The 8,347-nt window shown below is 41.6% G+C and carries 9 protein-coding genes; 4 read left to right on the top strand and 5 right to left on the bottom strand.

Annotation, left to right across the window (positions count from 1 at the left end):
* The first annotated feature begins 339 nt into the window (after positions 1–339).
* From ACRZ9O_RS07900 to proC, 4 genes are all read left to right on the top strand, one after another.
* Complete coding sequence (locus tag ACRZ9O_RS07900; RefSeq protein ID WP_459458019.1) at positions 340–735, top strand: MerC domain-containing protein; 396 nt, start codon at positions 340–342, stop codon at positions 733–735.
* Between the two features lie 64 nt (positions 736–799).
* Positions 800–2,245, top strand: coding sequence for an Asp-tRNA(Asn)/Glu-tRNA(Gln) amidotransferase subunit GatB (gene gatB, locus ACRZ9O_RS07895; RefSeq protein ID WP_459458017.1), 1,446 nt, complete (start codon positions 800–802; stop codon positions 2,243–2,245).
* The gene (locus ACRZ9O_RS07890) at positions 2,246–3,355 is read left to right on the top strand and encodes a TlpA family protein disulfide reductase (protein WP_459458015.1); all 1,110 of its coding nucleotides are present in this window, start codon (positions 2,246–2,248) and stop codon (positions 3,353–3,355) included.
* 1 nt (position 3,356) lies between these two features.
* A complete protein-coding gene (proC, locus tag ACRZ9O_RS07885) occupies positions 3,357–4,157 on the top strand; it encodes a pyrroline-5-carboxylate reductase (RefSeq protein ID WP_459458013.1) in 801 nt (266 codons plus the stop codon).
* Here proC and mutL read toward each other — a convergent pair.
* From mutL to rplK, 5 genes are all read right to left on the bottom strand, one after another.
* The gene (gene mutL, locus ACRZ9O_RS07880; RefSeq protein WP_459458011.1) at positions 4,146–5,963 is read right to left on the bottom strand and encodes a DNA mismatch repair endonuclease MutL; all 1,818 of its coding nucleotides are present in this window, start codon (positions 5,961–5,963) and stop codon (positions 4,146–4,148) included. The two genes, proC and mutL, sit on opposite strands and share 12 nt — an antisense overlap.
* 95 nt (positions 5,964–6,058) lie before the next feature.
* On the bottom strand, positions 6,059–6,445 hold the full coding sequence (gene rplL / locus ACRZ9O_RS07875) for a 50S ribosomal protein L7/L12 (RefSeq protein WP_459458009.1): 387 nt from the start codon (positions 6,443–6,445) through the stop codon (positions 6,059–6,061).
* A 69-nt stretch (positions 6,446–6,514) separates the two neighbouring features.
* Positions 6,515–7,048 (bottom strand): 50S ribosomal protein L10, encoded by a 534-nt coding sequence (rplJ, locus tag ACRZ9O_RS07870; protein ID WP_459458007.1) that lies wholly within the window; start codon positions 7,046–7,048, stop codon positions 6,515–6,517.
* A 2-nt stretch (positions 7,049–7,050) separates the two neighbouring features.
* Positions 7,051–7,749, bottom strand: coding sequence for a 50S ribosomal protein L1 (gene rplA / locus ACRZ9O_RS07865; protein WP_130894753.1), 699 nt, complete (start codon positions 7,747–7,749; stop codon positions 7,051–7,053).
* Between the two features lie 37 nt (positions 7,750–7,786).
* A complete protein-coding gene (rplK, locus tag ACRZ9O_RS07860; protein WP_130894754.1) occupies positions 7,787–8,224 on the bottom strand; it encodes a 50S ribosomal protein L11 in 438 nt (145 codons plus the stop codon).
* Between the last annotated feature and the right edge of the window lie 123 nt (positions 8,225–8,347).

The following is an 8,347-nucleotide window of genomic DNA, read 5'->3' as shown; positions in this document are numbered from 1 at the left end:
GAGTATAGAGTAAAGAGTAGAGAGACGGCATAAAAAAGTGGCTGCCGCCTCGTTTTTTATCCACTCAGGGAAATATCGCCCCGCGCACATAGAACTCTGCTCTTTGAACTTTGCTCTTTGAACTTTGCTCTTTGCACTTTGCTCTTTGAACTTTGCCTTTCTCCTCCGGACTCCCTCCCTCCGGACTACTGTCTACTGCCCACTGTCCACTGCCGACCATTCGCCGTCTCTTCTCTCTACTCTCCTATCTATTATCTCCTCTATTCTTTGTGCTTTATGCTTTATTCTTTATATTTGCAACACTATTGCAAATGTTCATTAATATAAATATTTAGTTAAATGTCTAATAGCAAGTACAAGCACTTATTGCCAGCCGAAAAAGTGGGAGTTTTTCTGTCCCTTTTGTGTGCAATACATTGCCTTACTTTGCCATTAGTACTATTTGCAGTACCTTATTTAGCAAGTTCATTTGCATTTAGTCCGTTGGCTGAATGGATTTTAGTGATCGTTAGCTTTTTGATGGCTTTGGTTTTATTGTGGCAAGATTATCTCAAACACCGTAAGCCTATGCCTTTGTATTTTTTAGGTTTAGGTGTTTTCGTTAAGGTGGTTGATACCTTAGTAGGTATGAAGTCGATTGAATGGATTTTTGGCCTCTCATTAGGTGTTTTTATTACCCTAGCTTACTGGTACAATTACAAGCATAAAACGGCTTGTACGTGCAAAATCAAGTAGTTTATACCATTAAACGCTGGATTTTTGTATCTTTATGTCCTATCCCGAATTTTAAATTAGTTTAGTGAGCATTTCCTATCAACCCGTTATTGGCCTTGAAATTCATGCACAGTTGCAGACGAATTCGAAGATATTCGCGAGCGACCCCGTACTTTTTGGTCAAGAGGCTAATACCTTGATTTCGCCCATATCTTTAGGGCATCCAGGTACTTTGCCTTATTTAAATAAAAAGGTGGTTGAATTCGCTATTAAAATGGGTTTAGCGATTGGTTCGAAAATTGCTCCTAAGCAGTATTTTGATCGGAAGAATTATTTCTATCCGGATCTTCCTAAGGGATATCAAATCACTCAGGATAAAACGCCTATATGCATAGGCGGTGCTGTTTTGGTTCACTTGAAAGAGGGAGATAAGAGGATGGAATTTCACCACATTCACCTGGAAGAAGATGCTGGTAAATCGGTACATGAGGGTGACAATCCATTTAGTTTTTTGGATTATAATAGAGCTGGGACACCTTTAATTGAGATGGTTACCGAGCCTACTATTCATTCATCTGAAGAGGCATTCGCTCTCGTTTCTGAGGTGCGTAAATTAGTTCGATACCTGGGAATTTGTGACGGGAATATGGAAGAGGGCTCATTGCGAGCTGACGTTAATGTGTCTATTCGTCCGGTGGGTACGACTACTTTGGGTACGAAAGTGGAGATTAAGAATATGAACTCGCTTCGTAATATTCAACGGGCGATTGAGCATGAGATTGTTCGGCAAACGAAGGTGTTAAATGAAGGAGGGACGCTGATCCAGGAAACGAGAACTTTTGATGCCCATACGGGAACGACGCATTCGATGCGTGTGAAAGAGACCATGAATGATTACCGGTACTTTCCTGAGCCTGATTTAGCACCACTTGAAATATCAGAGAATTGGTTACAAGAGATAAAAGCAGCTATGCCTTTGTTGCCTTGGGAGCAGGAATTAAAGTTGATAAATGAGTATGGTTTGCCGGCTTATGATGCCCACTTCCTGTCAGATACGCGAGAAATGGCCCTCTATTTTGAAGAAGTGGCAAGCCATTCTAAAGCGTATAAATCAATTTCAAATTGGTTAATGGGTCCAGTTAAATCCTATTTAAACGAAAAGAATAAGTCGATTACGGAATTTGAGTTAAGCCCCAAGACTTTGGCTGAAATCGTTGAATTAGTGGAGAGTGGCACATTGACGCATAATTTGGCGGCACATCAATTATTTCCTTTGGCCATCGAAAACCCAGAAAAATCGCCAGCACAACTTGTCGAACTTCAAGGTTGGTTGAATGCGCAATCTGGTGATGAATTAATCACTTGGGTTCAGGAAGCCATCACCGCCTATCCGGATAAAGTGAAGGAATATCAAAAAGGGAAGAAAGGATTGATCGCCCTTTTCATCGGAGAGGTGATGAAGAAATCAAAAGGCACGGCTGATCCGAAGCGCGTAAATCAATTAATGACAGAAGAATTAGCTAGAGCATAAATGAGATTAATCGGGATCCTATTATTATTATTTACGACTGCGATACAGGCACAGAATTTCGAATTGCGTGTTGAGGCTAAGACGCTTATTCCAGGAAAAAAAATCTATTTGGAATACATTAATGAGCTAGGTAAAATAGTTAAAATAGATTCTGCAAGTCCCTCAGATCAAAAAAAAGTCACTTTCAAGGGACAAGTAAAAGATCAGGGAGCCTTCTATTTAGTTAATTTTTTTGACACACCTAAGCCACAAAAAGTATTAGTCATTTTAGAAGGGGGTGAAACCATTGATATTGTGGCAGATGGGGTAAATGATGAGGAAGGTAAGAGTGCTTATACGATGAAGGGAGATTACCCGAACGTGAAATTTATGCTGGAATTAATGGCCATTTCGAAGGAAATGGAAGTCAAAGTTAGGAAGTGGAATCAGGAGATTCAGATTGACCAGAAGCAAGAAAAAAGAATTCAGGCAGAGTTTACTAAGGCGCAGCAAGCTAGTTCTGCTAAAATTAAGGCCTTGATTCCGCAGATGGGGAGTCATTTGGTGGCTCTTTGGGCGACTAATTTTTTGCCAGCTGAACAGGAGATGGCCTCGCTGATGGAAATTGCTAATACATTATATAAGGCTAGGCCTACTCATCCTCAAGTACTACAGTTTGTAAACAATTTGAATCGCCTAAGGGGGGTGAATGAAGGATCAATGGCGCCAGAAATTAATCTTGCGACACCGGCAGGGCCTAATTTAGCCTTGAGTTCACTTCGAGGAAAATATGTATTGATTGATTTTTGGGCGAGTTGGTGTGGTCCTTGTCGTCGCGAAAATCCGAATGTGGTGAAGACCTATGCCGCTTACAAGGACAAGGGGTTTGAGATTTTTGGTGTTAGTTTAGATCAGGATCGAGCGGCTTGGTTGAAAGCCATTGAAACCGATAAATTAGTTTGGAAACATGTCTCTGATTTAAAATATTGGAGTTCTGAAGGCGCTCGGGCTTACCAGGTGAATTCGATTCCGCAGACTTTTCTATTAGATAAAGAAGGGCGGATTATTGCCAAAGGATTGCGAGGTGCTGCTTTGGACCAGTATTTGGCTAAATTATTTGAATCTAAATAATATGAAAATTGCGATCATAGGTTGTGGTAATATGGGGATGGCTTTCGCTAATTCCTTCATTCAATATAATTTGGTCTCTAAGGAGGAGTTGATTCTGATTGAAAAAAATAAAGAACGTGGCGATATTTTGCAGCAGCAAAAATCCGGAATCGTTGTTGATACCATCTCGGAGAAAGTGGCTACTGCGGATTTAATTATCCTGTCAGTAAAGCCTCAAGATTACCCCTCTGTTTCATCTGAATTAGCCCGATTTATTCAACCGAACCAAATCGTTTTGTCTATTATGGCCGGTATTCCGATCGGGAATATTCAAGCCAGTTTATCTCATGATTTAGTAGTTCGGGCTATGCCGAATACACCTGCTCTTTTGGGAATGGGAATGACCGCATTCGCAGCCGCGTCTGCCGTAGGGATGTCAGATATACGAAAAGTAGAGAACTTGATTAATTCGACCGGCCGAGCCGTATTCTTAGAGGAGGAGGGATTATTGGACGCAGTGACGGGTTTGAGCGGTAGTGGTCCAGCCTATTTCTTCTACCTAATTAAGGCGATGATTGACGCTGGGGTGCAGATGGGTTTTGAGCCTGCAATGGCATCTCTTTTAGTGAAGCAAACCATGTTAGGTTCTTATCATTTGATGCAGACTAGCGATAAGTCCTTGGATGAATTGATTCAAGCAGTTGCTTCGAAAGGTGGTACAACTGAAGCTGCTTTGAAAACTTTCCAGGAAAACTTAGTAGCAGAGGGATTGCAAAAAGGCATTATTGCGGCGAAGGATCGGGCTAAAGAATTAGCCAATTAATTGACCGATTTCAGCCTCATTTAAGGAACGGCTGATAATTTCCCCATTCGGAGAATAAGACGGGTTTGTGCTCGCAAACAATTGTTCCACTAAAGCGGACATCTCTTCTGCGATTAATTTCTTCGTTTGATATCGAATTGCCGCACGATTCGCTAAGATGCGAGCAATTTTTTCAGCATGGTTTTGGCCTAAATCTGACGCTTCATTCTTCACTTGTTCTAAAATACCTTCTAGTAAATTCTGGCCGTCTTCCTCGCCAATTCCAGCAGGTACTCCTTGAATCCAGTAATTTTCCTCCGCATCTTTTGTCAGGCCAAATCCTAAATCGGTAATATCACTTAGGATTTCCTCCACTAAGACAGCATCTGCCGGATTAATGCGGAGAATCTGCGGGAACAATAATTGTTGAGAAACGCCATTCTTCTTCACCAAATTCTCCGAGAATTGATCAAACAAAATGCGTTGGTAGGCTTTTTTCTGATCGATTAGCAACATTCCGCCTGAAAGAGTCACCACCAGGAATTTATTCAGAATCTGCATTACCTGGAAATTCGTGTGCGAAGAACTTTCCGCTGTCCAGGTGTTCGCCTTGCTTTGAATCGTTGTGGCCGGCTCGCTAAACAAATTTGCAGACGGATCGGCTACATCACCTCGCTCAAAAGCCTCAATATTGTCGTTTAAACCTTCATACAGTTTCTTCCAAGCATCTTGGACAGGTCGCGGCGAATTCGTCCCTGAAAACGCAGAAATGGAGCTAGTAGCTCCGCTCGGATTTCTAAAATTCACATTCGCATCGAAATCCAACGAAGGAATTAAGTGATTTAAACTTAGCGTCTTCCGAATGGCCGCTTGTAAAATGGCATAAATCGATCGCTCATCGTCAAATTTGATTTCGGTTTTCGTCGGATGCACATTGATATCGATGTGCGCCGGATCTAGCGTTAGAAACAACACATAAAAAGGGAAGGTGCCATCTGGTACTAAACGCTCATAAGCGCTCATGACCGCGTGGTGCAAGTACGAACTCTTGATGAATCGATTGTTCACAAAGAAAAATTGCTCTCCGCGCGTCTTCTTTGCATATTCTGGGCGACCTACGTAGCCTTTAATGCTCACGTAATTCGTATTTTCTTCGCAAGCGGCTAATTGCTCGCGGTAGGTTTTTCCGAACAAATCCACAATTCGCTTTCCTAGTTTTTCAACGGGGAGGGAATAGGTTTCTTGCTCATTTTGGACTAAAGAGAACTTGATTTCTGGATTGGCTAAAGCAATACGTTGGAATTCGTCCAAAATATGGCGCATCTCCACCGGGTTCGATTTCAAGAAATTACGACGCGCAGGGATGTTGTAAAATAGATTTTTAACGAGAATTGAAGTTCCTTTAGGGGCTGCTACAAGTTCATTGGCCTTCGCCACAGAGGCTTCCATGCGGATTAAGGTACTTAATTCATCCTCCTCTCGTCTTGTTTTCAATTCCACCTGGGCTACAGAAGCGATAGAAGCCAAAGCTTCCCCTCTGAATCCCATCGTACGAATAGCAAATAGATCTTCGGCCTTACTGATCTTAGAGGTGGCATGTCTTTCAAAAGACATCAATGCGTCTTGTGGAGACATCCCTTTACCATCATCAATCACTTGGATACTGACCTTCCCCGCTTCTTTCACGATTAATTGTATGAAGCTAGCGCCCGCATCAATCGAGTTTTCCATCAATTCTTTCACCACAGAGGCTGGTCGCTGTACTACCTCACCCGCCGCAATTTGATTTGCGATGGCATCAGGAAGCATTTTGATCAGATTGTGCATAAATGAATAGGGAAACGAGTGGACAAAGATAAGGGATTAAACAAAAAAAAGGGAATGTTGCCATTCCCTTTTTTCGTAAGATAGGTTGGGTTGAATTACTTCAATTCAACTTCAGCACCAGCTTCTTCTAAAGATTTCTTCAAACCTTCAGCTTCGTCTTTAGATACACCTTCTTTAACAGCCTTCGGCGCAGCATCAACTACATCCTTAGCTTCTTTCAAACCTAAACCAGTTAAGTCTTTCACTAATTTAACGATCGCTAATTTGTTAGGACCAGCAGCTTTCAAGACAACATCGAAAGATGTTTTCTCTGCAGCAGCCTCACCACCGTCAGCGCCACCAGCTGCAGGACCTGCAACCATAACAGCACCAGCAGCAGCTGGTTCGATACCATACTCATCCTTAAGGATAGTAGCTAATTCATTTACTTCTTTTACAGTTAAGTTCACTAATTGTTCAGCGAACGCTTTTAAATCTGCCATTTTTTTGAAAATTTAATTGTTAAGAATTAATAATTTATTGGAGTTACACTCCGGTAAAACTTGGTTAAATTATTCAGGACGCTCAGACAAAGTCTTCACGATACCAGCTAATTTCTTCTCACCGCTTAATAATGCTGAAACAACATTTTTAGCAGGCGATTGTAATAAGCCAATAACTTCGCCAATCATCTCGTTTTTCGACTTGATGTTCTCTAGTGCTGTCAATTGACCTTCGCCAATGTACAAACCACCTTCGATTGACGCAGCCTTGAATGCAATTTTGTCTTTTCCAGCTTCTTTACGGAAGTCTTTGATCAATTTTGCAGGTACTTTAGCATTTTCAGTTGCGAAAATGATACCTGACATTCCTGTTAAAACTTCTGCATCTAAAGAGGAATAATCCGTTCCAGTCTTAGCTAATGCTTTAGAGATTAACGTGTTCTTGAATATTTTGTATTCAACACCTCTCTGAAAACATAGGCCACGGAATTGATTAGCTTCGGCTACAGTTAAACCGGCTGTACTTGCAATGTAGAAGTACGGAGTCGCAGCGAACTTTTCGCTCAACTCATCAATAATCTGATTTTTTTCTTCTCTTGTCATGATTACAATCCAGCTACAGTTCCCTTATCGATGATAATGCCCGGAGACATCGTCGATGATAAGTTGATCGATTTAACATAAGTTCCCTTTGCAGAAGACGGCTTTAATTTGATCAACGTGTTGATTACTTCTAAAGCGTTATCTACAATTTTATCAGCTCCGAAGGACACCTTACCGATAGAGGTATGGATGATACCAGTTTTATCAACTTTAAAGTCAATTTTACCAGCTTTTACTTCGTTTACTGCTTTTCCTACTTCCAAAGTTACAGTACCTGACTTTGGATTAGGCATCAGACCGCGAGGTCCTAAAACACGTCCCAAACGGCCTAATTTTGCCATCACAGTCGGCATAGTAATGATTACGTCGATATCGGTCCAGCCGCTCTCGATTTTTGCAATGTAATCATCTAATCCTACGTGATCAGCACCGGCTGCTTTTGCCTCCTCTGCTTTATCGGGCGTACATAGTACAAGTACACGTACGTCTTTCCCGGTTCCGTGAGGTAGGGCAACCACGCCACGAACCATTTGGTCTGCTTTGCGGGGATCTACTCCTAAGCGGACATCAATATCCACTGAGGCATCGAATTTTGTATAAGAAATTTCTTTCAAAATCTCCGCTGCTTTTTCAAGCGAATACGCTTGCGTTGCATCGTATTTTGAAAGGGCTTCCTTTATTTTCTTCGTAAGTTTTGCCATTACCTTTTAATTAAAATGTTTATTTCTGATGGTTAAATCAGAACGGTTTATCACCAGAAACAGTAATTCCCATTGATCGAGCCGTTCCAGCAATCATACTCATTGCTGCTTCAACTGTAAAACAGTTTAAATCTGGCATCTTAGTTTCCGCGATAACGCGTACTTGATCCCAAGTTACTGAACCTACTTTTTTCAAATTAGGTTGAGCTGAACCAGATTTAACTTTCGCTGCTTCCAATAACAAAATCGGTGCAGGAGGAGTTTTTACAACGAAATCAAACGATTTGTCTGCGTAATAAGTAATTAGGACCGGCAATACTACGCCGTTCTTATCTTGAGTTCTCGCATTGAATTGCTTACAGAACTCCATGATATTTAATCCTTTCGAACCTAAAGCAGGACCGATGGGTGGTGAAGGATTGGCTTGGCCACCTTTGCATTGAAGCTTTACGTAGCCAGCTATTTCTTTTGCCATGTTAAAACATCGTTTATTTAGTGAATTAGAGGTTTATCTGCCAATAAGGGTGGAAGCTTCCTTATCTGATTCCCCTCCGGGTGACCTTTCCGCGTAACAATGACGTTCCGGCCCAATCCCCTC

It is taken from the genome of Aquirufa sp. HETE-40SA, assembly GCF_054558635.1.
Note: the sequence above shows the minus strand (reverse complement) of the source record. Positions and strands in the feature narration are given on the sequence as shown.

Bases quoted from the DNA above. Each gene is read 5' to 3' on its own strand.
- ACRZ9O_RS07900 (WP_459458019.1), top strand. From the start codon at position 340: ATGTCTAATAGCAAGTACAAGCACTTATTGCCAGCCGAAAAAGTGGGA.
- ACRZ9O_RS07890 (WP_459458015.1), top strand. From the start codon at position 2,246: ATGAGATTAATCGGGATCCTATTATTATTATTTACGACTGCGATACAG.
- proC (WP_459458013.1), top strand. From the start codon at position 3,357: ATGAAAATTGCGATCATAGGTTGTGGTAATATGGGGATGGCTTTCGCT.
- mutL (WP_459458011.1), bottom strand. From the start codon at position 5,963: ATGCACAATCTGATCAAAATGCTTCCTGATGCCATCGCAAATCAAATT.
- rplL (WP_459458009.1), bottom strand. From the start codon at position 6,445: ATGGCAGATTTAAAAGCGTTCGCTGAACAATTAGTGAACTTAACTGTA.
- rplJ (WP_459458007.1), bottom strand. From the start codon at position 7,048: ATGACAAGAGAAGAAAAAAATCAGATTATTGATGAGTTGAGCGAAAAG.
- rplA (WP_130894753.1), bottom strand. From the start codon at position 7,749: ATGGCAAAACTTACGAAGAAAATAAAGGAAGCCCTTTCAAAATACGAT.
- rplK (WP_130894754.1), bottom strand. From the start codon at position 8,224: ATGGCAAAAGAAATAGCTGGCTACGTAAAGCTTCAATGCAAAGGTGGC.